Annotated in this window: 21 protein-coding genes; 2 read left to right on the forward strand and 19 right to left on the reverse strand. The window is 72.2% G+C overall.

The features are described 5' to 3' along the window. Position 1: 1 nt before the first annotated feature. From JI742_RS03455 to recA, 15 genes are all read right to left on the reverse strand, one after another. A complete protein-coding gene (locus tag JI742_RS03455; protein ID WP_201824021.1) occupies positions 2 to 367 on the reverse strand; it encodes a DUF3613 domain-containing protein in 366 nt (121 codons plus the stop codon). Continuing rightward, on the reverse strand, positions 364 to 1,188 hold the full coding sequence (locus JI742_RS03460; protein WP_201824023.1) for a tetratricopeptide repeat protein: 825 nt from the start codon (positions 1,186 to 1,188) through the stop codon (positions 364 to 366). The genes JI742_RS03455 and JI742_RS03460 overlap by 4 nt, the downstream gene beginning before the upstream one ends. A 9-nt stretch (positions 1,189 to 1,197) precedes the next feature. Continuing rightward, positions 1,198 to 2,169, reverse strand: coding sequence for a type II secretion system F family protein (locus JI742_RS03465; RefSeq protein WP_236676764.1), 972 nt, complete (start codon positions 2,167 to 2,169; stop codon positions 1,198 to 1,200). Between the two features lies 1 nt (position 2,170). Continuing rightward, a complete protein-coding gene (locus JI742_RS14105) occupies positions 2,171 to 3,136 on the reverse strand; it encodes a type II secretion system F family protein (RefSeq protein ID WP_201824025.1) in 966 nt (321 codons plus the stop codon). Beyond that, entirely contained in the window at positions 3,129 to 4,445 is a 1,317-nt protein-coding gene (locus JI742_RS03475) for a TadA family conjugal transfer-associated ATPase (protein ID WP_201824027.1), read from the reverse strand. Before JI742_RS03475 ends, JI742_RS14105 begins: the two co-directional genes overlap by 8 nt. Positions 4,446 to 4,456: 11 nt before the next feature. Next, positions 4,457 to 5,713, reverse strand: coding sequence for a CpaE/TadZ family protein (locus JI742_RS03480; RefSeq protein ID WP_201824029.1), 1,257 nt, complete (start codon positions 5,711 to 5,713; stop codon positions 4,457 to 4,459). A 22-nt stretch (positions 5,714 to 5,735) separates the two neighbouring features. Then, complete coding sequence (locus tag JI742_RS03485; protein WP_201824031.1) at positions 5,736 to 7,181, reverse strand: type II and III secretion system protein family protein; 1,446 nt, start codon at positions 7,179 to 7,181, stop codon at positions 5,736 to 5,738. A 59-nt stretch (positions 7,182 to 7,240) separates the two neighbouring features. Further along, the gene (gene cpaB / locus JI742_RS03490) at positions 7,241 to 8,239 is read right to left on the reverse strand and encodes a Flp pilus assembly protein CpaB (RefSeq protein ID WP_201824033.1); all 999 of its coding nucleotides are present in this window, start codon (positions 8,237 to 8,239) and stop codon (positions 7,241 to 7,243) included. 37 nt (positions 8,240 to 8,276) lie between these two features. Then, complete coding sequence (locus JI742_RS03495) at positions 8,277 to 8,801, reverse strand: TadE/TadG family type IV pilus assembly protein (RefSeq protein WP_201824034.1); 525 nt, start codon at positions 8,799 to 8,801, stop codon at positions 8,277 to 8,279. A gap of 11 nt (positions 8,802 to 8,812) precedes the next feature. Further along, the gene (locus JI742_RS03500; protein ID WP_286184026.1) at positions 8,813 to 9,259 is read right to left on the reverse strand and encodes a prepilin peptidase; all 447 of its coding nucleotides are present in this window, start codon (positions 9,257 to 9,259) and stop codon (positions 8,813 to 8,815) included. A gap of 23 nt (positions 9,260 to 9,282) precedes the next feature. Next, the gene (locus JI742_RS03505) at positions 9,283 to 9,447 is read right to left on the reverse strand and encodes a Flp family type IVb pilin (RefSeq protein ID WP_201824036.1); all 165 of its coding nucleotides are present in this window, start codon (positions 9,445 to 9,447) and stop codon (positions 9,283 to 9,285) included. Between the two features lie 276 nt (positions 9,448 to 9,723). After that, positions 9,724 to 11,706: a sensor domain-containing diguanylate cyclase gene (locus tag JI742_RS03510; RefSeq protein ID WP_201824037.1), complete on the reverse strand. Its 1,983-nt coding sequence runs from the start codon at positions 11,704 to 11,706 to the stop codon at positions 9,724 to 9,726. 72 nt (positions 11,707 to 11,778) lie between these two features. Continuing rightward, the gene (locus JI742_RS03515; protein WP_201824038.1) at positions 11,779 to 12,402 is read right to left on the reverse strand and encodes a glutathione S-transferase N-terminal domain-containing protein; all 624 of its coding nucleotides are present in this window, start codon (positions 12,400 to 12,402) and stop codon (positions 11,779 to 11,781) included. Between the two features lie 37 nt (positions 12,403 to 12,439). Further along, positions 12,440 to 12,931 carry a regulatory protein RecX gene (locus JI742_RS03520; protein WP_236676765.1) on the reverse strand — a complete coding sequence of 164 codons (492 nt, stop codon included), beginning with the start codon at positions 12,929 to 12,931 and terminating at the stop codon, positions 12,440 to 12,442. 190 nt (positions 12,932 to 13,121) lie between these two features. Further along, positions 13,122 to 14,261, reverse strand: a complete 1,140-nt coding sequence (recA, locus tag JI742_RS03525) for a recombinase RecA (RefSeq protein WP_201824039.1) — start codon at positions 14,259 to 14,261, stop codon at positions 13,122 to 13,124. A 144-nt stretch (positions 14,262 to 14,405) separates the two neighbouring features. Here recA and JI742_RS03530 point away from each other — a divergent pair, with 144 nt between their 5' ends. Then, the gene (locus JI742_RS03530) at positions 14,406 to 15,077 is read left to right on the forward strand and encodes a response regulator (RefSeq protein ID WP_201824042.1); all 672 of its coding nucleotides are present in this window, start codon (positions 14,406 to 14,408) and stop codon (positions 15,075 to 15,077) included. 100 nt (positions 15,078 to 15,177) lie between these two features. Next, on the forward strand, positions 15,178 to 16,701 hold the full coding sequence (locus JI742_RS03535) for a sensor histidine kinase (RefSeq protein ID WP_201824043.1): 1,524 nt from the start codon (positions 15,178 to 15,180) through the stop codon (positions 16,699 to 16,701). Between the two features lie 24 nt (positions 16,702 to 16,725). On the opposite strand, the gene rodA is transcribed toward JI742_RS03535, so the two are convergent. Genes rodA through mreC form a run of 4 tightly spaced genes read right to left on the reverse strand, consistent with a single transcriptional unit; the run spans position 16,726 to position 21,539 of the window. Next, positions 16,726 to 17,883, reverse strand: a complete 1,158-nt coding sequence (gene rodA, locus JI742_RS03540; RefSeq protein ID WP_201824044.1) for a rod shape-determining protein RodA — start codon at positions 17,881 to 17,883, stop codon at positions 16,726 to 16,728. Beyond that, complete coding sequence (mrdA, locus tag JI742_RS03545; RefSeq protein WP_434057627.1) at positions 17,880 to 19,940, reverse strand: penicillin-binding protein 2; 2,061 nt, start codon at positions 19,938 to 19,940, stop codon at positions 17,880 to 17,882. Before mrdA ends, rodA begins: the two co-directional genes overlap by 4 nt. A 13-nt stretch (positions 19,941 to 19,953) precedes the next feature. Next, positions 19,954 to 20,475, reverse strand: coding sequence for a rod shape-determining protein MreD (gene mreD, locus JI742_RS03550; protein WP_201824045.1), 522 nt, complete (start codon positions 20,473 to 20,475; stop codon positions 19,954 to 19,956). After that, on the reverse strand, positions 20,472 to 21,539 hold the full coding sequence (mreC, locus tag JI742_RS03555; protein WP_201824046.1) for a rod shape-determining protein MreC: 1,068 nt from the start codon (positions 21,537 to 21,539) through the stop codon (positions 20,472 to 20,474). Before mreC ends, mreD begins: the two co-directional genes overlap by 4 nt. Positions 21,540 to 21,584: the final 45 nt, after the last annotated feature.

Here is a 21,584-nt window from a genome sequence, read left to right on the forward strand (position 1 = left end):
CTCAGCGCATCCCGCCCGAGCTGCTGCCCCCGGTCGAGGACGGGACGGCCGCTGCCGTGCCCGTCACCGCGCTGGGGCTGGCCGCGCCCGTTCCCACCGGCATGCGGAAGCTGTCGACATAGCGCTTCCAGGTGGCGGAAGCCACTTCGCCGGGCACCGGATGGCTGCGGCCCGCCTGGCGGTTGCTGCGTTGCAACTCCATCCAGGCGCGCGTGCTGTGGCCGACCTGGCCTTCGGCGGCGGTTTCCGGCGCGGCCGGGGCGGGCGCGCCGTCCTGGGCCTGCAAGCTGCCCGCGGCCAGCAGGCCCAGCAGCAGGGCGGCCGTCCGACCGAGCGGGCGGAAGGTGGGGAGGGGATTCAGGTTCATCGGGGCACTCCGGACGAAGCGGCGGCAGAAGGAGGAAGGGGCGGCCGGGCCGGCGCCGGCAGGCGCGGCAGGCGGTAGTCGAACTGGAGGTTCAGGCCAGCGTTCGGCGCGGTTGCCGGCGCCGGGCTGCGCGGCTGCTCGGCGGCCGGCGGCGCGAGCATGCTGCGCACGATCTGCCGGGTGGCCTCGCTCAGGCCCGGCCGGGCCAGCACGGCCTCGGTCGCGGCCTTGTCGCCCACGCTGGCGTGGTAGAGCGCCAGGTTGGCCAGGATGCGCGGATCGTTGGGCGCGAGCTGGGCGGCGGTGAAGATCGGGCCGCGCGCCTCCCCGAAGCGCTGGCTGGCCAGCAGGGCATAGCCCAGGTCGCTTTGCAGCACCGGGTTGGTGGGCTCCAGCGCGGCGGCCCGGGCCAGCAGCGTGGCAGCCTGCGGCATGTCGCCCCGCGCACCGGCCAGCAGGCCCAGGCCGTGGTGACCGGCCGCTGCGCGCGGGGTGTCGAGCAGGCGGGTGTAGACGCGGCCGGCCGCCTCGCCCTGGCCGGTGGCGCGAAGGGCCTCGGCGCGCAGCATCAGGCTGTCGGCGCTTTCGCCGAACTCGGCCTCGTAGCTCTGGAGGTGGGCCAGCACCGCATAGTGCTGGCCGCTGGCGCGCAGCTCGCCGAGCACCGAGAGGTAGGCCTGGCGCGGATCGGCCGCCGGGCGCTCGCCCGCAGCCTCGGGCGTCGACGGGCGGCTGCCCGGGCCGATCTCGGGCGCAGCCCGGGCCGCCAGGGCGGCAAGCAGCAGCGCGGCAAGCAGGGCGGCGTGGCGGATGGGTCTCATGAGGCCTTCTCAGATCCGGGCCAGCGAACGCACGATGGCCAGGAAGCCCGGGCCGGCCACCACGATCAGCAGGGCCGGCAGCAGGGTGATGACCATGACGCCGGTCATCTTCACGTTCAGCCGGCCGACCTGCTCGCGCAGCGCGGCACGGCGCTTCTCGCGGATGCGTTCGCCGAACTGGCGCAGCGGCTCCTGCACCGCGCCGCCGTGGCGGTCGATCTGGCCGAGCAGGGTCACCAGATTGGCCAGGTCCTCGCTCTGGTAGACGCGGGCCAGGCGGCGCAGGGTGTCGGCGCGGTTGCGGCCGGCGGCGAACTGGCGGTTGGCCGATTCCAGTTCCTCGCCCAGCACCGGCAGCACATGGCCGAAGTCGCTGGCGATGATTTGCAGGGTCTGGTCCAGGCTGATGCCGGTGCCCTGCAGCAGCTTGAGCAGGTCGATCAGCAGCGGGGTTTCCTCGTGCGCTTGCTTCATGCGCCGCGCGGCCAGGCTGCGCAGCATGATCTTGGGCAGCATCAGGCCCAGCACCAGGCCGCCCAGCCACAGCAGCAGCGCGCGCAGCGGGTCGTCCGGCCGCGGCAGCAGCACCATGGCGGCCAGGGTGAACAGGCCCAGGCACAGCAGCCGCGCGATCAGGTAGAGGCCGCGGTGGTGGCGCGCATGGAAGCCGGCCTGGTCGAGCAGGCTGCGGTCCTCCTGCGCGACCAGGGCGCGGCCCAGGCTCTGGTCGAGCAGGGTGAAGAGCGGCTGCAGGAAGGCCAGTTGCGGCGGCGGCGCGCCCAGGGTGGAAAGGTCGGTGTCGTCGAGCAGATCGCTCGCATCCTGGCGGCGCAGGGCGACCGCGCGTTCCAGGTGCTCGCTGCTGCGCTGGCGGGCGCGGCGCCGCAGCAGCACGGCCAGGCCCAGCAGCAGCAGGGCCAGCAGGAGGGCCGCAGCGGCGGCCAGCAGCAGCATGGGCAGGGGGTTGGCGCTCGGGTTCATCTCAGCGCAGCCGGGCCAGCCGGTACATCAGGTAGCTGCCCAGCAATTGCAGGGCAAAGGCGCCGATCAGCAGCATCTGGCCGGTCGGGTCGACCCACATGCCCGAGAGGTAGGCCGCATTGAAGAACAGGATGCTCAGGCCCACCCCGGCCGGCAGCAGGGCCAGGATCCAGGCCGACATGCGGGTCTCGGCCGAGAGCGCGACCAGCTCCTGCTGGGCCTGCTCGCGGTCGCGCATGAAGACGGCCACCCGCTCCAGCACCTGGTCGACCCGGCCGCCGTACTGGATGCTCATGCGCACCACGGCGCCGAAGAGCAGCAGTGGCGGAAAGCCGTAGACGGTGCCGGCCTGCTCCAGCGCGCGGTCCAGGTCGGCACCGGCGCGCACGCGCTGGCCGACCGCCTCGAAGCAGGTGCGCAGCGGGCCGCGGGTGGTGGCGATGGCCGAGAGGAAGGCCGCCGGAATGCTCTGGCCCACCGCCAGCAGGCGGACCATGGTGTCGATGAAGGGCGGCAGGGCATGGGTCATGGCCTGGGTCTGGCGCTGCATGCGCAGGCCCAGCACCAGGGCCGTCAGCGCCACGCCGATGGCCAGGCCCAGCAGGCCGACCGCCGGGTTGGACTTGAGCCCGACGAACAGGCCCAGCAGCGGCGCAGGCGCGAGCACCAGCAGGCCGTGGCGCAGGCCCGGCCGCAGGCCGGCGCGGTGCAGCAGGCGCGACCAGGGCCCGGCGCCCCGGGCGCTCAGCGAGACCTGGCGCGCCCCGTTCGGCAGGGTCTCGCCGGGCAGCGTGGCGGCCACGGGCGACGACTCGGCCGCGCCGTGACGCACGGCGGCCAGGCGCTCGTCGAGAAAACTCGCCGCACGGCGGGCCTCGCCCCGCTGGCGCATCGCGCCCCACAGGCCCAGGCCCAGGGCGAGCAGCAGCAGCGCCGCCGCCAGGAGGATCAGGACGTGGCTAGACACCGAAGGCATCCCCCAGGCTGGGCGAGGCCGGCGCCGCCGAGGCCGCCGCCATGCGCGGCGAGTGCGCGCGGATGCCGGTCCAGACCCAGCGCTCGGTGTCGGCGCCGTCGCCCGGGTCGAGGCGGCAGAGCTCCTGGGTGGCGATGATCGCGTCGCCCACCCCGGTGACCTCGGTCAGCGAAAGCACGCGGCGCCGGCCGTCGGGCAGGCGGCCGACCTGGATGATGAAGTCGATCGCATTGGCGATCTGGCGCCGCAAGCTGGCCTCGCTGCCCTGGTAGCCGCCGAAGCCGGCCAGCATCTCCAGGCGGTACAGGCATTCGCGCGGCGAGCTGGCGTGGATGGTACCCATCGAGCCGTCGTGGCCGGTGTTCATGGCCTGCAGCATCTCCAGCACCTCGGCGCCGCGCACTTCGCCGACGATGATGCGGTCGGGCCGCATCCGCAGGGTGTTGCGCAGCAGCTCGCGCGGGCCGACGGCGCCGCCGCCGTCGTAGCTGCCGGGCCGCGTCTCCAGCCGCACCACATGCGGGTGGTTCAGCGACAGCTCGGCGGTGTCCTCGATCGTCACCACGCGCTCGCTGGGCGTGGCGAAGGAGGCCAGGGCATTGAGCAGCGAGGTCTTGCCCGAGCTGGTGCCGCCGCTGACGAGGATGTTGCAGCGCGCCTTGACCGCCTGTTCGAGCAGGTCATGCATGCGCTGGTCGAAGCTGCCGAGCGCGACCAGGTCCGAGGGCTTGAGCGGGTCCTTGCGGAACTTGCGGATCGAGACCACCGGCCCGTCGATCGACAGCGGCTCGATGATGGCGTTGATCCGGCCGCCGTCGACCAGGCGCGCATCGACCATGGGGCTGGATTCATCGAGCCGCCGGCCGATCGGCGCCAGGATCCGGCGCACGATGCGCAGCAGGTGCGCGTTGTCGGCAAAGCGCACGGCCACCTTCTGCAGCTTGCCGCCGCGCGAGACGTAGACCGAGTTGCAGCCGTTGATCAGGATGTCCTCGACCGCCGGGTCCTGCAGCAGGTCCTCGATCGGGCCGAAGCCGGTCAGCTCCTTGGTCAGCGAATCGCTGACGGTGCGCAGCTCCTCCTGGTTCAGCGGCAGGTTGTTGCCGAGCACGAAGCGCTCGACCTCGGTGCTGACCAGGCGCTGCACCGCCGGGCGCGACAGGCGGGTGAACTCGCTGCCCAGCTCCTCGATGCGGGTGAGCAGGTGCTCGTAGGCCCGCGCCTTGATGTCCATGAACTCGCGGGTGGTGGTGAAGGCGCTGCCGCCATCGTCCGCGAAGGTGATGAAGTTGCTTTGCATGTCGGCTGTCCTCAGGCCCCGCTGCGGCCGCTCTTGCGGAGGCTGCCGATCCACTGTCGCAGGCCGGCGGCCGGCCCGGCGGCCGGCGCGGCCACGCTGCTGACGCCCTCGCCCTCGGGCAGCAGGCGCTGCACCAACTGGCGCACTAGCTTCACATAGGGGTCGCCCGGGGCGACCTGGCTGAGCAGGCGGCCGGTGTTCATGGCCTGCAGCAAGGCCGTCGAGCGGTTGGGCAGGGCCATCAGCAGGGGCAGCTCCAGGCGCTCGGCGATCTGCGCCGGCGAGGGGTCGACGTTGTCGTCGGCCTTGGTGACGACGAGCTGCGGACGCAGGCCACGTGCGCGCAGCGTGCGGGTGAGTTCCAGCGCCGAGATGACCGAGGGCGCTCCCTGGTCGCAGACCATCAGGCAGTGGTCGCTGATGGCCGCCACCTGGGCGATGAACTCGGGGTTGGCGAAGCCGCCCAGGTCGATGAGCTGCAGGTCGACGAAGGCCCGCAGGCGCTGGGTGACCGAGACCGCCGAGGCATGCGAGAGCTCGCGCAGCTCGGCTACATTGGCCGGCAGCGAGAGCACGGCCAGGCCGCTGGCATGGCGCGGCAGGGCCGACTGCACGAAGGTCGCGTCGATGCGGTGCTGGCTGCGGGCGGCTTCGGCAAAGCTGAAGCTGCCGCGGGTCTCCAGCAGCACCTGGCTGTCGCCGACCGGGATGCCGAGGTCGAGCAGGGCGGCACCGCGCTGCTCGCGCTTGAGCTGGTCCTGCAGCATCACCGCCAGATGGGCCGCCAGGGTGCTGGTGCCCACGCCCGGCCGGGCGCCGACGAGCGAGACCACGCTGCCCTTGATGACCCGCGGCGCGGCCGGCGCCTGGACCAGGCGGGCCAGCACGGCCAGGGCGTCGGCCGGCGGCGACTCGGTGTCGATGAACTCGCGCACCCCGGCGCGAAGCGCGGCCAGGGCGGTCGAGGCATCGGCCGCCCGGCCCATGGCGACGATGGCCGACTGCGGCAGGGCCAGGGCCGCACGCTGCGCCAGCTCGGCGGCGGGCACGCGCTGCGGTTCGCTGAAGTCGATCACGACCAGGCTGCCGCGCTCGGTGCCCAGGCGCTCGGCCAGGCGCTCGGGCTCGATGCCGCAGACCCGCAGGGTGCCGGCCGGACCGAGCACTTCGCGCAGCCAGCGGGTCGAGGCCTCGCTGTCGCTGACCAGGGTCAGCAGGCCGAGCGACAGCCCGGGCAGCGGACCTTCCACGGGGGGATTGGTGCTCATGGCATGGGCGCGGCCCGCAGGCTCAGCGCGAGAAGCCCGGCACGACCTCGCCGCTGAGGGCGGGGCCGAGCAGGTGGTGGCGGAAGGCCGCACCGTCGTCGCGGCTGCGGGCCTGGCCGGGCAGGCCCGGCACCTCGGCGCCCCGGGCGATGGGGCGCACCAGACGCGGCGTGACGATGATCAGCAGCTCGCGCTCGTCCTTGCTGTAGCGCGTGTTCTTGAAGAAGCTGCCGAGGATGGGCAGGTCGCCCAGGATCGGCAGCTTGTCGACGTTGGACGTGGTCGTCGTGTTGACCAGGCCGCCGATGACGAAGCTTTCGCCATCGCCCAGCTCGACCGTGGTGTCGGCCCGGCGGGTGATGATGGCCGGCACCAGCGAGCCGTTGATCTGCAGGCCGTTGCCGAAGTCCAGGTCGCTGGCCTCGGGCGCCACCTTCAGCACGATGCGGTCGTCGCTCAGCACCGTCGGCGAGACTTGCAGGCCGATGCCGAAGGACTTGTATTCGATGGCCACCGAGCCCAGGCCCTGCGGCACCGGGATGGGAATCTCGCCGCCGGCCAGGAAGCTGGCGCTCTGGCCCGACAGCGCGGTCAGGCTGGGCTCGGCCAGCACGCGGGCCAGGCCGTTGGATTCGAGCAGGCTCAGGTTGGCGACCAGGCCCCGGCGGCCGATCACCAGGTTGAAGGCGTCGGTGAAGGGCGCGCGGCTGCCCGAGAAGGTCAGCCGCGGCGCCGAGCCGTTCGTTACCCCATTGCCCAGCGCCGGCCCGGGCGTGACGGTGCCCAGCGTCGAGGGGCTGAAGACGCCCCAGGAAAAGCCGGTGCGGTTGCTGAACAGGTTGAGGCCGACTTCCTTGAGCACGCTGCGGCTGAACTCGACGACCTTGACGTCGACCTGCACGGTCGCGGGCGTGGCGTGCACGACCGAGGCGTCGATCAGCGGCTCCTTCAGGCCGCTGGCGCGCTCCAGCGCGTTGCGGCCCTGGGCATGCTCGATCAGCGAGGGCGCGCCGCCCTCCATCGTCGCCGCGCCGGACTCGCCCGGCTTCAGCTCCAGGCCGCCGAGGCGGGCGACCACGTCCACGGTGTGCACCACCGGCTGGCTCGCGCCCTGGCGCCAGATCAGCACCTCGGTGCGGCCGACGCTGCGGGCACGCAGCAGCACGCTGTCGCCCTGCTTGGCATCGCGCAGCGGGGTCAGGTCGGCAATGCTGTCCTGACCGATCGAGACCCGCATCAGCTTGCCGCCCACCGGCAGCAGCACTTGCTGGCCGGGTTGCAGGGTCTGCTGGCTGGGCTCGGGCAGCGGCTGCTCGGGCGCCGGCCGGGCCACGGCCGCGCGGCGCGCCGGGGCCGGGGCCGTCTGGGCCAGGGCCTGGGCCGCCAGCAGGCCGCCCAGCAGCAGGCCCAGGGCCGGGCGCCAGGCGCCGCGGCCTGCGGTCGGGAGGGTCGAAACGTGTTCGCTCATGCAGCCGTCCTCGGCAAAGATCTCGGAATGCTTGATGGGTATGCGGGCGCAGGCGGGGCTCAGTAGCGAACCTGTTCGCGCTCACCGCCGCGGATCACCTCGACCGTGCCGGATTCGGCCGGTGCGCGGCGGCGCGGCGCGGCGGCCGCGCCCGTGCCGGGCAGCGCGGGCGCGAAGGCCGGCGCGGCGGCACCGCGGCGCGCCTCGGGGCGGCGGTCCGGCGGCAGCTCGCCGACCAGGCCGGACAGCGAGAGGCCGGCCAGGGCCAGGTCGGCCGCGCTGCGCGGGCCGGAGGCCGGTGCCAGGGCCAGGGCCGGGGCCGGCTCGATGAGCGGCTTGGCGGTCGGCCGGGTCGGATCCTCGGGATGACGCAGGGCCAGCGACAGCACGCCGCTCTGCTGCCCCAGCACGAGCTGCGGCACCTGGTCGACCGGCACGGCCAGCACCACGCTGCGCGCTGGCTCAGGACGCACGCCGGGGGGCGGCGGCTCGCTGCCGGCGGTGCTGCCAGGCGGCGGGCCGTCGACCGAATCGTTGCCGTAGGCCAGCACGCGCAGCCGGGACAGCAGCAGGCGGGCCTCGCTGTCGACCAGCTCCTGGCTGTCGCGGCGGGTGGTGACGAAGACGTCGACCAGGTCGCCGGGCCGCACGCGGTGGCCGATGCCGATCTGCTCGTCCACCCGCAGGGCCATGGCACGCTCGCCCTCGCCCACCTTGAGCGCCAGGCCGGACATGAGCTGCGACTCGACCACCGGCGAGCCGGCCGCCAGCGGCACGGCCGCGCGCCGGCCCACCAGGCTGGCCGGATCGCTGCTGGCGCCGCCCATGGGGAAACCGATGCGCTCGGTGCGCAGCATGGCGGCGGTGATCTCCTGGCCCGCAGCCACCGGCTGGGTCAGCACGACCACGGGAAAGGTGGGCGCGGCGGGCAGGGTGGTGTTGCCCGCGGCGTCGGTGCCGGGCTCGGGTGCGCGGCGCGACAGCGTCCAGGCAAAGGCGGCCAGCGCGATCGCGACGACGATCAGCGCGATGGCCAGCGCCTTGATCACTCCGTTCATGGGGAGACTCCGGGTCGGGGCATGGAAGAAAGGCGGCTCAGCCGAGCGGCCGCGGCGCCAAGGGCGCGCGGGTCAGCGAGAGGGGATTGAGCTGGACGGTGGCCAGGCCGCGCAGGGTCTCGGGCGTCAGGTTGTCCAGGAAGGGCAGGGCCGGGATCAGCGGCCGGCTGCGGTAGGGGTAGCTCAGGCGCACTTCCAGGCATTGCAGCGCGGCGTCGTGCGCGCACGCATTGAGCACGGTGGCGCAGCTCACGCTGTTGCCGGTGCGGGTCTGGATCGTGCCGACCAGGGCCATTGCGCTGGTGCAGGCGCGGGTGCGGCGCAGGCCGAGGGCGGTGGCGGCGTCGTTGGCCGGCTGGAATTGCAGGGCCGCGCGGGCGCCTTCGGCCGCGGCCAGGGTCATGAGCTGCTGGGCGCCGAACTGCACCGAGAAGCTGATGATCGCGAACAGCACCGTCAGGAAAAGCGGCAGGATCAGCGCGAACTCCAGCGCCGCGATGCCGCGGCTGCCCGCGGCAGGCCTGCGGGCGCTTCGTTGACGGCGTGCGGGACAGGAGCTCATCGGCGCGGCATTCATGCTTGCAAGGCCCGGGCCGCCAGGACCAGCAGGCCGGCGGCCCCCAGGTGGGTGCCAAAGGGAAGACGTTCACGGCCCGGCGCGGGGCGGGACCGCAGCACCACGCGGAGCAAGGCGTGCAGGCCCTGGCTGAGCGTGCCGATCAGCCAGACCGGCAGCAGCAGGGGCCCCATCCAGGCGCCGAGCACGGTGAGCATCTTCACATCCCCGGCGCCCATGCGGCCCAGCAGGTGGATGGGCAGCGAGATCGCCAACCCGATCGCTGCCCAGGCCAGGGCCTGCGGCGCCCCGGCGGGGCCGCCCAAGGGGGCCAGCGCCGGCTGCGGAACAAGCGAAAGCGCCGCCGCGAAGGCGCCGATCAGGATCAGCGCATTCGGCAGGCGGCGCCAGCCGGCATCCGAGAAGGCTGCGGCGAGCAACCAGCACGCCAGCAGCCCGAGCAAGGCCTGGCCCGCGGCAGCCGCGCTCAGCTCAGCGCGTTGACGATGCTGGTGAAGGTGGCGACCAGGGCGGTGCGGACACCGTCCAGCGAGGCCACCAGGCCCACGGCGATCAGCGCGGCGATCAGCGCGTACTCGATGGCGGTGGCACCCGATTCGTCCTGGATGAAGCGGCGAATGAACTTCTGCATGATGAACTCCGTGAACTCGAAAAGCGCTGTACGCCAGCGTGGAACCGATCGGCGGCTGCCATCGGGGCAAAGGTCCGGCAGGCCGGAATGCTGATGCGCAGCGCGAACCCGTGGAAGAAAGCATAAGGGCTGCCGGACGGCGCGAAAGCGACAAACTGCACACCTTGGGCCGTGCAAATCGACGGACTTGTGTCCGCATGAATCCCCGCTGGCTGCGCGACGGTATCCAACGCTTCGTTCAAGGCTTGTGCCTTGCGGTGCGGGGGCGGGCCGCCCTCAGGCCTCCTCGGGCAGGCCCGGCACCCAGACCACCACCCGGTCGCGACCGCCGCGCTTGGCGGCGTAGAGCGCCATGTCGGCGCGGCGCATCAGCTCGGACGGGCCGCCGCCGTCGGCGGCCTCGGCCACACCGATGGATACGGTGACCGGCGGCAGCTCGCGCCCGGCATGGTGCACCGGGCTGGCCGCGATCTGGCCGCGCAGCGCCTCCAGCCGGCTGCTGGCTTCGTCGGCGGCGATGCGCGGCATCAGGATGCAGAGCTCCTCGCCGCCCACGCGGCAGCGGCTGTCATAGGGCCGGCCGAATTCGGCCAGGTGGCGCGCGACGCAGCGGATGACCTCGTCGCCCGCCTCGTGGCCGTAGCGGTCGTTGTAGGACTTGAAGTGGTCGATGTCGAGCATGGCCAGGGCCAGCGGCTCGGCGGCGCGCAGCGCGCGGTTCAGCTCGCGCGGCAGCAGGTCCTCGAAATAGCGCCGGTTGTAGAGGCCGGTCATCCAGTCGCGCGTGGCCTGTTCCTGCAGCGAAAGGCGCAGTTGCAGGTTGGAGAGGGACAGGCGCAGGGTTTCGCTCAGCGCCGCGGCGCGCGCCTCGGCCTGGCGCAGGGCATCGGCCGCAAGCGCCTCGGCATGGGCAAGCTGCAAGACGCCCGGGCCGCTGCTCAGGCCGGGAATCGGCAGGCACAGGCTGTGCGCCGGCCGGCCCTCGACATGGCCGCAGGCCCCGGCGCCGCCCTGGGCAAAGTGCGGCTTGCTCAGGCGCAGGGCCCAGCAGTCCTGGCTGCCCTGCACCGCGGTGGCGGGCGCCGGCCCCCAGGCGGCCCGCCGCTCGACCTGGCCCGCCAGGCCCCCCAGCATCAGCGCGGCCGACCAGCCGGGCAGCAGCTCCGGCCCGCGTGCGCCCAGCAGGGCATGGGCCTCGGCCTCCGAGGCCGCGAATTGGATCTTCTCGGACAGCTCGCGCAATTGCTCGGCAAAAGCCTGGTTGTGCGTCAGGTGCTCCACCGCGACTTGCAGCTCGCCCGCCTGGCGGGCCGCCTCGCGCTCGGCCTGCTTGAGCCGCTCGACATCGAGCAGGTAGGCGCGCACCGTGGTCTGGCCCTCGGAGCCCGCGATCAAGGCATGCAGGCTGTGCCAGCGGCTGCCGCCGTCGCCCTGGCGCAGCCGCACCTCGCGCTGGAAGCTGGCGCCCGGCTGGCCGGCCACGGCGGCCAGGTCGGCCAGCACGGGTGCCAGGTCCTCGGGCAGCAGCAACTCGTCCAGCGACCGGCCGATCAGCTTGCTGCCGCGCGGATAGCCAAGGGCTTCGGCGGCCGAGGCCGAGACCGAGCGCAGGCCGTGGGGCGGCTGGGCATCGAGGCTGGCGACGATGACCGGGCCGCTGTCGAAGAGGCGGCGGTCCGAGGCCAGGGTCTCCTCGGCCAGCTTCTGCGCATGCAGGTCGTAGAAGTGGCCGACGATGCGGTCGGGCACCTCGGCGCCCGGCGGCGTCACCGCCTTGCCCTGCCAGTGCACCCAGTGCCAGTGGCCGCGGACGTGCTGGAGGCGCAGCACGCGGTCGAGCATGGGCAGGCGGCGCTGAAGGTGGGCGTTGAGGGCTTCGTCGAAGCTGTCGAGATCGGCCGGATGCATGCGCATGCGCAGCGCATCCAGTGACAGCGGCAGGTCCTCGGGCCCGCCGCCGAGCATGGGCGCCCAGTGCGGGGAGAGCCACAGCCGGTCCGGCCCGAGGGTCCAGATGAAGTGCCCGACCTGAGGGTTGAGCGCCAGCACCTCGTCGAAGGCCTGCAACTCGTCCCGGCGCCGCAGCGCCTCGGCCCGCTCCTGCGCGACCCGCGCCAGTTCCTCGGCCTGGCTGCGTCGCAGGGCGGCGAGTGCCTGGCACTTCGAGCGCGCCAGCAGCAGTGCCACCAGGCCGCCCAGCAGACCGATCCCGACGCCCGCGGCGCCGATCCAGAGACCGGGAGGGAGATCGCTCGTCATGAACTCGCTGGGCGGGGCGGAAAGTGGCAGGCCAGTATCCGCGAGGCCGGCACGCTGCGGGCCTCGCCAGGCTCAGTCCTTGAGACCTTCCGCACGCCGCGCCGCGCCCACTGCCGGCCGGGCCTGCACGCGGGCGACGTAGGCCCGCAGCGCCGGGTAGGGCTGGTCGTCGACCCCGGCCATGGGGTTCCAGCTCAGCACGTTGTAGAGGTAGGCGTCGGCCACGCTGAAGCCCTGGGGCAGCAGCCAGGGCTGACCGGCGGCGTCGCGGCGGGCGATCTCGCCTTCCACCCAGGCCAGCTTGCCCGCCAGCAGGCTGCGCGCATAGGCCTGGGTGGCCGGGTCGATGCCGGGCTTGAACAGCGGGCCGTAGCTCTTGTGCAGCTCGGTCGCGGTGAAGCTCAGCCATTCCAGGGCGCGCAGCCGGGCCCGTTCGCCGTGGGGGGCCAGCAGGCTGGCGCCGGGCGAAAGATCGGCAAGCACCTGGAGGATGACGGCGACTTCGGTGATGCGTTCGCCGTCGTCCAGCTCCAGCACCGGCACCTGGCCCTTGGGGTTGATGGCCAGGAAGTCGCTGCCGTCCTTGAGCTTCTTGCTGCGCGGACTGGCGAAGACCAGTTCCAGCGCCAGGCCCAGCTCAAGGCCGATCAGGTGCGGGGCGAGTGAACAGGCGCCGGGCGAGTAGTAGAGCTTCATTGAGCGATCTCCCAGGATGCGGTGTCGGTATCGTGCCTCAGTCCGGCTCGCCGCCCCGGCCGTTGACCACTGCCCGCACGACGTCGGGTGGAAATCCGCGGCCGGCGAGGAAGCGCATCTGCCGGGCTTTCTCGGCCGGATCGCTGCTCACCTCGCCGTAGCGGCGCAGCCACAGGGCCTGGGCGTGGCCGCGGTCCTCGGCGCGCAGCCGGGCGGCCTGCGACGCGTCCGGCGCCAGGCCGTGCCGGGCCAGCTCCTGGCGGATGCGCGGGCTGCCGTGGCGGCCGCTACGGGCCTGGATGCGGCCTTCGATGAAGCGCTGGGCATTGAGCAGGTCCAGGCCTTCAAGCCAGCCGATGAGGGCATCGATCAGGGGGTCGGGCTCGGGCAGGTCGGCATCCACTGACTCGTCTGCGCTGGCCTGCGTGGCCGCGGCCTGCCAGCGCCGCAGGCTGTCGCGCAGCTTCTGGCGCATTTCCTCGGGGCTGTGCTCGCGCCGGGCGAGCAGGCCGAGGGCTCGGGCCTTCAATCGCCGGGACCATTCGCGGGCGGTCTCGTCGCTTGTTTCATCGGCTGACGCGGCCGGCGCGCCTGGGGTGGCCAGGCGATCGTCGCCCGTGTCGGCCCGGTCGGCGCTGCGGCCCCCCGGGCCCCCCGGGGCTCCGCGCGGAGATGCGCCTGTGCCGGTGCTCACGGCCGGGCTCGGGGCGGGGCCGTGCTCAGCCCGCCTCAGGCGCCGTGCCGCTGGCGGCCGGGGGCGCCGCCGATGCCGCAGCCGCGGCGGCACCTGCCTTGCGGCCGGCCTTGCTGGGGGCCGGCGGCGCCGGGCTTTCCGCCCCGGGCAGCAGGGGCACACCCAGGGAGGCGCGCACCTTGTTCTCGATCTCGCGCGCGAGATCGCGGTTCTCGCGCAGGAATTCGCGCGCGTTGTCCTTGCCCTGGCCGATCTTCTCGCCGTTGTAGGCATACCAGGCGCCGGACTTCTCGATGACCTTGGCGGTCACGCCCATGTCGATGATCTCGCCCTCGCGGCTGATGCCTTCGCCGTAGAGGATGTCGAAGTCGGCGGTCTTGAAGGGCGGGCTGACCTTGTTCTTGACGACCTTGACCTTGGTTTCGCTGCCGATGACCTCGTCGCCGCGCTTGATGCTGCCGACGCGGCGGATGTCCAGCCGCACCGAGGCGTAGAACTTCAGTGCATTGCCGCCGGTGGTGGTCTCGGGGCTGCCGAACATCACGCCGATCTTCATGCGGATCTGGTTGATGAAGATGACCATGCAGTTGGTCTTCTTGATCGTTGCCGTCAGCTTGCGCAGGGCCTGGCTCATCAGGCGGGCCTGCAGGCCGGGCAGGCTGTCGCCCATCTCGCCTTCGAGTTCGGCCTTGGGCGTGAGGGCGGCGACCGAGTCGACGACGATGAGGTCCACCGAGCCCGAGCGCACCAGCGCGTCGACGATCTCCAGCGCCTGCTCGCCGGTGTCGGGCTGGCTGATCAGCAGTTCCTGAAGGTTGACGCCGAGCTTCTGCGCGTACTGCGCGTCCAGCGCATGTTCCGCGTCGATGAAGGCGCAGGTGCCTGCGGCCTTCTGCATCTCGGCGATGACTTGCAGCGTCAGCGTGGTCTTGCCCGAGGATTCGGGGCCGTAGATCTCGATCACCCGGCCGCGCGGCAGGCCGCCGACGCCCAGGGCGGTGTCCAGGCCCAGCGAGCCGGTCGAGACGACCTGGATGTCCTCCACCACCTCGCCGGCGCCGAGACGCATGATCGTCCCCTTGCCGAACTGTTTTTCGATCTGGGCCAGCGCGGCCTGAAGGGCCTTGGTCTTTTCGGGGTTCACGGTGGGGGTCGGGGTGTCCATGACAGTCTCCATGCATCGCAGGCGGTGGACCGGGATTATCCCGAAGACTGTTTGTTTGTACAGCTGTTTTGGGGGGCAGATGCGGCGGGCTCCCTACAATGAAGCCACAACATCCAAGACAGGACCGAAGTCCAGGAGACGGCCATGAGGATACTCATCGCAGAGGACGATCAGGTGCTGGCCGACGGCCTGCTCCGCACGCTCCGGCAGGGGGGGTATGCGGTGGACCAGGTCGGCTCAGGCTCGCAGGCCGATGCGGCCTTGGCCGGGCAGGATTTCGACCTGCTCATCCTCGACCTGGGCCTGCCCAAGATGCACGGCCTGGAAGTGCTGCGCAAGCTGCGTTCGCGCGGCAACAGCCTGCCGGTGCTGATCCTGACCGCCTCCGACAGTGTCGAGCAGCGGGTCAAGGGCCTGGACCTGGGCGCCGACGATTTCATGGCCAAGCCTTTTGCCCTGGCCGAGCTGGAGGCGCGCGTGCGCGCCCTGACCCGCCGCGGCCTGGGCACCGCCTCCAGCCTGATCAAGCATGGCCCGCTCAGCTTCGACGCGACCGGGCGGGTGGCCTACCTGAACGAGCAGATGATCGAGCTCTCGGCCCGTGAGCTGAGCCTGCTGGAGGTGCTGCTCCAGCGCGCCGGCCGCCTGGTCAGCAAGGACCAGTTGATCGAGAAGCTCTGCGAATGGGGCGAGGAGGTCAGCAGCAACGCGATCGAGGTCTACATCCACCGCCTGCGCAAGAAGATCGAGCAGGGCCCGGTGCGCATTGCCACCGTGCGCGGCCTGGGCTACTGCCTGGAGAAGATCGCGGCCTGAGCCTCTCCGGTGTCCGGGGCCGGGCCGGCCTGGCGGGGCACCGTTTCCTCCAACCCTGCCTGCCGAAGACATCCGTCGGCTGCCCCGACGACCCGCAGCCATGGTGGTCAAGACCCGAGAGCAACGTTCCCTGTTCGGCGAGATCCTCGACTGGATGCTCGCCCCCCTGCTGCTGCTGTGGCCGATGAGCGTCGCGCTCACCTGGCTGGTCGCGCAGGACATCGCCCACCACCCCTACGACCGCGCCCTGGGCGAGACGGCCCGCGCCCTGGCCCAGCAACTGCAAGTCTTGCCGGGCGGGCGCCGGGGGCCGCCGCGGCTGCGCTTCGAGCTGCCGCCGGCCGCCGTCGAGATCCTGCGCTCCGATGCGCCGGACGAATCGAACTTCCAGGTGCTGGGCAGCCACGGCGAGCTGCTCGGCGGCGTGCGCGACCTGCTGGTGCCCGTCGAGGAGGAGGGCCGCGCGCCCCTGGGCGAGCTGCGCTTCCGTGACGACCTGCTGCATGGCGAGCCGGTGCGCGTGGCCTATCTGTGGGTGGCGCCCACCGAGACCGGCTCCACCGCGCCGGCCCTGGTCCAGGTGGCCGAGACCCTGGGCAAGCGCTCGCGCCTGGCCAACGAGATCATCAAGGGCGTGATCCTTCCGCAGTTCGTGATCCTGCCGGTCGCGGTGCTGCTGGTGTGGTTCGCACTGGCGCGCGGCATCGCGCCGCTCAACGAGCTGCAGCACCGCATCCGCCGCCGCGAGGCCGGCGACCTCAGTCCCATCGACGAGCGCGCCGCGCCCGAGGAAGTCGCCCCCCTGGTGCGGGCCATCAACGACCTGCTCGCGCGGCTGGACCATTCGCTGACCACGCAGAAGCGCTTTCTCGCCGACGCCGCCCACCAGCTCCGCACCCCCCTGGCCGGCCTGCGCACCCAGGCCGAGCTGATCCAGCGCGACATCGACCATGGCGAGACCGACCTCGACACGCTCAAGCGCTCGGTGCTCCAGATCGCCCGGTCCAGCCAGCGCGCGGCCCACATGGTCAACCAGTTGCTGGCCATGGCCCGGGCCGAGCAGCGCCACCAGCCCCTGCCGCGCGAGGCGGTCGACCTGGCCCGCCTGGCCACCGAGGTCAGTCGCGACTTCGTGCCGCAGGCCCTGGAGCGGCGCATCGACCTGGGCTTTGAGCCGCCCGCCGCCGGCCAGGTCGTGCAGGTGCTGGCCCATCCCCTGCTGCTGGGCGAGCTGATCCGCAACCTGGTCGACAACGCCCTGCGCTACACGCCGCCGGGCGGCACGGTGACCGTGCGGGTCGGCGCCGGGCCGGGCGAGGTGTGGTTGCAGGTCGAGGATTCCGGTCCCGGCATTCCGCCGGCCGAGCGCGAGCTGGTCTTCCAGCCCTTCTACCGCTCGTTGGGCACCGAGGTCGACGGCTCCGGCCTCGGCCTGGCCATCGTCGCCGAGATCGCCCGCCAGCATGAGGGCCAGATCGGCCTCGACACCCTGCATGCCGAGCCCCTGCCCGAGGGCACGGGCCCCGGCCTGCGCGTGACGCTGCGCCTGCCCGCGCTGGGCCGCACGCGGATCGAACCCGCCGCGCCGCCCGATCCGGACGAGGCGCTCGAGGTCCACCCCTGAGAAGGCGTGAACGAACCCGCAGCCTCAGCGCTGCATCAGCCCGCGGCTGCGCGCGATCGACATCAGCATGCCCAGGCCCAGGCCCAGGCTGACCATGGCCGTGCCGCCATAACTGATGAAGGGCAGCGGGATGCCGACCACCGGCAGGATGCCGCTGACCATGCCCATGTTGACCATGGCGTAGGTGAAGAAGCCCAGGGTGATCGCCCCGGCCAGCAGGCGCGAGAAGAGCATCGGCGCCTCGGACGCGATCACCAGGCCGCGCAGGATCAGGAAGCTGAAGCAGGCCAGCAGCAGCAGGCCGCCGACGAAGCCGAACTCCTCGCCGACCGCGGCGAAGATGAAGTCGGTCGTGCGCTCGGGGATGAACTCCAGGTGCGTCTGCGTGCCGTTCATGAAGCCCTTGCCGCCCAGCCCGCCGGAGCCGATGGCGATCATGCCCTGCAGGATGTGGAAGCCCTTGCCGAGCGGGTCGCGCGTCGGGTCGAGCAGGGTGCAGACGCGCTGCTTCTGGTAGTCGTGCAGCACCACCCAGTCCACCCCGGGCTGGCACAGGCTGTCGCCGTAGAAGACCAGGGTGATCACGCCGGCCGCGCCGGCCGTCACCACCGGCAGGATCAGCTTCCAGCTCAGGCCGGCGAAGAACATCACATAGAGCCCGCCGGCCAGCACCAGCAGCGCGGTGCCGAGGTCGGGCTGCTTCATGATCAGTCCGACCGGCAGCGCCAGCAGCAGGCCGGCGACCAGGAAGTCCAGTCCGCGCAACTGCCCCTCGCGGCGCTGGAACCACCAGGCCAGCATCAAGGGCATGGCGATCTTCATCACCTCGCTGGGCTGGGCGACGATCACGCCCAGGTCCAGCCAGCGGGTGGCGCCCTTGCGGGTGATGCCGAACAGCTCGACGCCGATCAGGAAGATCACGCCCGCCGCATAGATCGGCAGGGCCAGGCGCATCAGTTGCTGCGGCGGGATCTGCGCGACGACGAACATCACCCCGGCGGCCAGCAGCATGTTGCGGCCGTGGTCGACGAAGCGCGTGCCGTGGTCGTAGCCGGCCGAATACATCACCAGCAGACCCATGGCCGCCAGCAGCAGCACGGCCAGCATCAGCAGGCCGTCGAAGCCGCTGAAGAAGGGCTGCAGGCGCCGCAGCAGCGAGGGTTGTTCGATGACGGCACTCATGGGCGGGGGGCGCTTGCGGCGGCGATCGGCACGCCCGGGGACACAGCTGCCGGCCCCGGCGCCACCGGGCCGCCCGCAACTGCCAGTTCGGGCGAGGGCCCCAGCGCCGGCAGCGGCACCTCGGCCGCCAGGCGCGGCGTGCCGATCGGCGCGGCGACCCGGCCCTCGCGGACCCGGGCCAGGTCCTCTTCGCTCGGGTACTGGCCGGTCAGCAGGTAGTCCAGCACCCGGCGCGCGATCGGTGCGGCAGCCTCGGCGCCGAAGCCGGCGTTCTCGACGATGACGGCCAGCGCCACCTGCGGCGTATCCACCGGCGCGAAGGCGGTGTAGAGCGAGTGGTCGCGCAGGTACTCGTCGATGCGGGTCTTGTTGTACTTCTCGTTCTGGCGGATGCCGACTGCCTGGGCCGTGCCGGTCTTGCCGCCGCTGCTGTAGGCCGCACCGGCGAAGACGCGGGTGGCCGTGCCCTCCAGCGTCACGCCCTCCATGGCGCGCAGCACGGCGGCCACATGCTCGCTGCGCAGCGGCAGCGGCGGCAGCTCGGCGCCCGGCACGCTCGCCCTGCGGTGATGCACCGGGTCCTCGATCTCGCGGACGATGCGCGGCGCATGCCGCTGGCCGCCCGAGACCAGGGTGGCCATGGCCTGCGCGAGCTGCAGCATGGTGAAGTTGTTGTAGCCCTGGCCGATGCCCAGCGAGATCGTCTCGCCCGCATACCAGCGCTGGTGCTCGGGCCGCTTGTAGGTCGCGCGCTTCCAGGCGGTCGAAGGCAGCACCCCGCTCACCTCGCCCTGCAGGTCGATGCCCGTCTTGCGGCCGAAGCTGAAGGGCTCGAGCTGCGCATGCATCAGGTCCACGCCCATGTCGTTGGCGAGCTGGTAGTAATAGACGTTGCTGGACTTGACGATCGAGCGATAGAGGTCCACGGCGCCCAGGCCGTGGTCGCCGTGGCTGCGGAAGACGTGGTTGCCGAAGACGAAGGAGCCGTTGTCCACCGTGATCTGGCCGACTGTGCGCTTGCCGGTGTTGAGCGCGGCGATGGCCATGAAGGGCTTGAAGGTCGAGCCCGGCGGATAGGTGCCGCGCAGCGCGCGGTTCAGCAGCGGCTTGTCGATGCTTTCGTTGAGCGCCTTCCAGTTCTCCACGTCGATGCCGTCGACGAAGAGGTTGGGGTCGAAGGTCGGCTTGCTGACGAAGGCCAGCACCTCGCCGTTGCGTGGATCGATGGCGACCAGCGCGCCGCGCCGGTCGCCGAACATGTCCTCGACCAGGGCCTGCAGCTTGATGTCGATCGACAGGCGGATGGTGTGGCCGGGCGTCGGCGGGCTGGCCGACAGGCGTCGCACCGGCCGGCCGCTGGCGCTGATCTCGACCTGCTCGAAGCCGGTCAGGCCGTGCAGCTCGCGTTCATAGCGCTGCTCCACGCCGAGCTTGCCGATGTACTCGGTGCCCTGGTAGTTGGCCGCATCCTCGCTGTCCTCGATCTCGTCCTGTTCCTTGCGGTTGATGCGGCCGATGTAGCCGAGCACATGGCTGCCCAGCTCGCCGTAGGGGTAGTGGCGGAACAGCCGTGCCTTGATGTCGACGCCCGGGAAGCGGAAGCGCTGCGCGGTGAAGCGCGCGACTTCCTCGTCGCTGAGCTTGGTGCGGATGGGCAGCGACTCGAAGCGCTTGCCGTCATCCATCAGGCGCTTGAATCGGCGGCGGTGCACCGGCGCGATCTCGACCAGCTCGGAAAGCGCCTGAATCGTCGCCTCCAGGTCCTCGACCTTGTTTGGCGTGATCTCCAGCGTGTGCGCCGCGTAGTTGTTGGCCAGCACCACGCCGTTGCGGTCCACGATCAGGCCGCGGTTGGGCACGATGGGCAGCACCGAGATGCGGTTGGCCTCGGCCTGGGTGGCCAGATCCTCGTGGCGCACCACCTGCAGCCAGTGCAGGCGCAGGGCCAGCAGGCTGAAGCCGAAGAGCACGGCCAGACCCGCCACCAGCACCCGGCGGTGGAAGCGCCGCAGTTCGCCCTGCGTGTCGCGCAGCTCGGCCAGGCGAGGCGTGTTCATCGCAGGCGGGGCTTCAAAGCGGCCGGTTCTCGTCCGGATCCGGCGCGCGCCGCTGCGGGGCTTGCAGCAGGTGCACGGCCAGCGGCCACAGCGCGGCCTGGATCAGCGGCGCCAGCATCAGCGACCAGCCCGGAAAGCTGCCGCCCGCGATCATGCGCACCAGCAGCGCCACCGCCTGCGCCGCGGCGAACAGCGGCAGCACCTGCAGGGCCTGGGTCGGCGTGGAGAACCACAGCAGGCGGCGGTGGATGGTGATCGCGAAATAGCTGAGCAGGGTGTAGGCCAGGGCATGCTGGCCGAGCAGGCCCGTCTGGTGCACATCGGTCAGCAGGCCGAAGACGAAAGCCCAGCCCATGCCGACGCGACGCGGCTGGTGCACGTTCCAGAAGACCAGCACCAGGGCCAGCAGGTCGGGCCGCATCGGCTCGCGGCCCAGCGGCAGCAGGTTCAGCAGCAGGGCCAGGCCCAGCGAGAAGGCGATGAACCAGGGCTTGACGGGCAGAAGCAGCCGGTCGGCCGCGCGCGGCAGGATCATCGCGACGCTCCGGCAGGGGCGGCCCGTGCGCCCGGGGCAGCCGCCGATGCGTCGGCGCGGGGCGCCGGCGCCGCAGCGACGCCGGGCGCCGACGCGGCGGCGCGGGCTGCGGGCGCGCGGCTGGGCAGCGCGGCGGTTGCCGAGGCCGAGGCCGCGGGCAGCGCGGCGGCCGCCGAGGCGGCCTCCTCGGGCCGGCCCAGGGCCTCGCGCAGCGGCGCGATCACCAGCACATGGCGCACGGCGTCCGGCCGGGTGAGGGGCGCCAGGGTGACCTTGGCGAAGGTCGATCCGGCGCGCCGGTCCACCGCCGCGATCCGTGCCACCGGCAGGCCGGCCGGGTAGATGCCGTCGATGCCCGAGGTCTGGAGCAGGTCGCCCGCCTGCACATCGGCATTGACCGGCATGAAGCGCAGTTCCATGCCGCCGCCGGTGGTGGCGGTCGAGGGATCGCCGAAGGCCGCCGCGCGCGACTGGGTGCGCTCGTTGAGCACCGGAATGGCGGCGTCCTTGTCGGTCAGCAGCGTCACCTCGGCGCTCAGCGGCTGCACGCGGGTGACCTGGCCGACCACGCCTTCGGCATCCAGCACCGGCGAGGCGATCAGGACCCCGTGCAGGCTGCCGCGGTCGATCAGCAGCTTGCGCGAGAAGGGATCGGCCGCTTCGTACAGCACCTCGGCGGCCACGCTCTGGATGGGCAGGGCCGCGCGCAGGCCCAGCAGCTTGCGAAGCTGCGCGTTCTCATCGGCCAGCTCGTCCATGCGGGCCTGGCGTTCGGCCTGGCGCAGCAGCGTGGCCTGGGCCTGGCGCTCGCGGGCCTGGGCGCTGTCCAGCCCATCCAGACGCTCGGCCAGCCCGTCCCAGAGATGCACGGGCACCACCAGGCCGCGCTGGAAGGGATGCAGCAGGGTGGCCAGGGTCGCGCGCAGCGGGTCGGCCATCTGGAAGCGGCTGTCCGCCACCATCAGGAACAGCGACAGCGCGGCAAAGAACAGCAACTGGGACAAGCCCGAGGGGCCCTGCTTGAAGAAGGGCGGCGGGCTGCGTTCCAGGGTGCCCAGCGGCATGGCGTTGGCGCTCGTGACGTCCGGAGAGGCGCGGCCCGCAGGCCG

It is taken from the genome of Piscinibacter lacus, assembly GCF_016735685.1.
Lineage (GTDB): Bacteria > Pseudomonadota > Gammaproteobacteria > Burkholderiales > Burkholderiaceae_C > Aquariibacter > Aquariibacter lacus.

Bases quoted from the DNA above. Each gene is read 5' to 3' on its own strand.
- JI742_RS03475 (WP_201824027.1), bottom strand. From the start codon at position 4,445: ATGCAAAGCAACTTCATCACCTTCGCGGACGATGGCGGCAGCGCCTTC.
- JI742_RS03465 (WP_236676764.1), bottom strand. From the start codon at position 2,169: ATGAACCCGAGCGCCAACCCCCTGCCCATGCTGCTGCTGGCCGCCGCT.
- recA (WP_201824039.1), bottom strand. From the start codon at position 14,261: ATGGACACCCCGACCCCCACCGTGAACCCCGAAAAGACCAAGGCCCTT.
- JI742_RS03460 (WP_201824023.1), bottom strand. From the start codon at position 1,188: ATGAGACCCATCCGCCACGCCGCCCTGCTTGCCGCGCTGCTGCTTGCC.
- mreD (WP_201824045.1), bottom strand. From the start codon at position 20,475: ATGATCCTGCCGCGCGCGGCCGACCGGCTGCTTCTGCCCGTCAAGCCC.
- JI742_RS03515 (WP_201824038.1), bottom strand. From the start codon at position 12,402: ATGAAGCTCTACTACTCGCCCGGCGCCTGTTCACTCGCCCCGCACCTG.
- rodA (WP_201824044.1), bottom strand. From the start codon at position 17,883: ATGAGTGCCGTCATCGAACAACCCTCGCTGCTGCGGCGCCTGCAGCCC.
- JI742_RS03455 (WP_201824021.1), bottom strand. From the start codon at position 367: ATGAACCTGAATCCCCTCCCCACCTTCCGCCCGCTCGGTCGGACGGCC.
- JI742_RS03480 (WP_201824029.1), bottom strand. From the start codon at position 5,713: ATGAGCACCAATCCCCCCGTGGAAGGTCCGCTGCCCGGGCTGTCGCTC.
- mreC (WP_201824046.1), bottom strand. From the start codon at position 21,539: ATGCCGCTGGGCACCCTGGAACGCAGCCCGCCGCCCTTCTTCAAGCAG.
- JI742_RS03505 (WP_201824036.1), bottom strand. From the start codon at position 9,447: ATGCAGAAGTTCATTCGCCGCTTCATCCAGGACGAATCGGGTGCCACC.
- mrdA (WP_434057627.1), bottom strand. From the start codon at position 19,940: ATGAACACGCCTCGCCTGGCCGAGCTGCGCGACACGCAGGGCGAACTG.
- JI742_RS03510 (WP_201824037.1), bottom strand. From the start codon at position 11,706: ATGACGAGCGATCTCCCTCCCGGTCTCTGGATCGGCGCCGCGGGCGTC.
- JI742_RS03485 (WP_201824031.1), bottom strand. From the start codon at position 7,181: ATGAGCGAACACGTTTCGACCCTCCCGACCGCAGGCCGCGGCGCCTGG.
- JI742_RS03495 (WP_201824034.1), bottom strand. From the start codon at position 8,801: ATGAGCTCCTGTCCCGCACGCCGTCAACGAAGCGCCCGCAGGCCTGCC.
- JI742_RS03535 (WP_201824043.1), top strand. From the start codon at position 15,178: ATGGTGGTCAAGACCCGAGAGCAACGTTCCCTGTTCGGCGAGATCCTC.
- cpaB (WP_201824033.1), bottom strand. From the start codon at position 8,239: ATGAACGGAGTGATCAAGGCGCTGGCCATCGCGCTGATCGTCGTCGCG.
- JI742_RS03530 (WP_201824042.1), top strand. From the start codon at position 14,406: ATGAGGATACTCATCGCAGAGGACGATCAGGTGCTGGCCGACGGCCTG.